This is a genomic window from Phytobacter sp. V69, from assembly GCF_965644215.1.
Taxonomy (GTDB): domain Bacteria; phylum Pseudomonadota; class Gammaproteobacteria; order Enterobacterales; family Enterobacteriaceae; genus Phytobacter.
Map to the genome: position 1 here is coordinate 1 of NZ_CBFFRL010000408.1, position 1,624 is coordinate 1,624.

Below are 1,624 nucleotides of genomic sequence, written 5' to 3' on the forward strand. Positions count from 1 at the left end.
GCCTCATTTCTCGCTGCCGTCCAGATCAGATGCATCGCTCTCTGGGCTAAAATCTTGTGACGACACTATCTAACAATCATACCGATAATTTCACCGTTTATCCCCCGCTCGCGCGGGGAACACTCTAAATATAACCTTTTGAATTATAGAATTATTTATTGCATCTCAAATTCTACCAATTTTTTCGGTGTGACAAGAAAATTAACTTGTTGATTATTCTCAAAAATAAAAACACACCCAAGGCAAAATCCGATTTCACCAGGTATCATTGTTTCACATCTGACTTCCCCGCTCTTCTGCCAGAAAAACAAAAACGCCCGGCACTTAGGCCGGGCGCTCAGGCAATGCGCATACTGCTGGTAAAAAACCACCAGCAGGAAACGAATCAGGCAATATTCAGATACTTGTGCGTCTGCATCGACAACCGCCAGTTACGGACGATACAGGTTTCGATACACAGACGGGTGGCATCGTCTTTCTGGCTGATAGGCTGGAGGGCAATCACCCGATGTTTGTCATCGGTCAGTTGCGCCAGCAACTCGTCAAGCGCTTCGATGTCGCGCGTACGCCCAACCGGGTGCTTGATTTCATCCGCGCGTTCCAGCGCCTGCTGGAGGATGTCATAGCCACCGCGCATATTCACCTTTGGTGATACGGTGACCCAGGTCGCGTGAGAGGTACGCACTTCATGGGTGCCGCTGGTTTCAATCTGGCAACTGTACCCGTGTTTTTCCAGCAGATGGGTCAACGGAATCAGATCGTGGATGCAGGGTTCGCCGCCGGTAATCACCACATGGCGAGCCGTCCAGCCCTGACGCTCAATGATAGCCAGCAGATCTTCACTGCTCGCCGCGCCCCATTTATCGCTCTCTTTGGTCTTGGCCAGAATGCTGTAGAGGGAGACTTCCCGATCTTCAAGCTTATCCCAGGTGTGTTTGGTATCGCACCAGGCGCAACCAACCGGGCATCCCTGTAAACGGATAAAAATGGCGGGAACGCCGGTAAAATAACCCTCGCCTTGCAAGGTCTGGAACATCTCATTAATCGGGTACTGCATAATCAACTCTATTAGGGGATAAACATTAATTATTACAGATTTCGCCCTTGAGGGCGAGCTGCGGCATGGGCAAATGTTGCGTGATTGTCATCGAAATAAAGGAAAAAAATGGATAATGCATAGCAGGCTTAGCATCGTATTATTTGTAATTAATTATTTCATTAACGCTCGTTAATATAAAAAAATCACTAAAATTAAATTATTATAAAAAGAATAAAAAAACTTAAAATTCATTAAGTTATAAATATTTTTATTTTTAATGAATTTATTTTTCTCTTTACCTGTCCAATTAAACCCGCTCCGCATTTAAAGCTTAAAATTACCTTAAGAAATCGATTTATTCCCGCATGTCTTATTTAAGGATTGTTTAATTTTCGCTGCATACAATTCGCGAATTAACAACAATGAGCATGCGATCATGAATACTCTACTGATCACCGGCGTCACCGGATTCCTCGGTGGTGCAGTGTTTGAAAAAATACTTAATGATGACCGCGAATTCAGATAATAAGTGCAACGCTCGGACATGATTGTGGAGAGTGTAGGAGGAAGGGTTAACTACCGATA

At 44.6% G+C, this 1,624-nt stretch carries 1 protein-coding gene; it reads right to left on the bottom strand.

Features of this window, described 5'->3' with window-relative positions; translation table 11 throughout:
* Nucleotides 1-385: 385 nt before the first annotated feature.
* A complete protein-coding gene (gene queE, locus ACSZPU_RS25590) occupies nucleotides 386-1,057 on the bottom strand; it encodes a 7-carboxy-7-deazaguanine synthase QueE (RefSeq protein ID WP_499004412.1) in 672 nt (223 codons plus the stop codon).
* Nucleotides 1,058-1,624 lie beyond the last annotated feature (567 nt).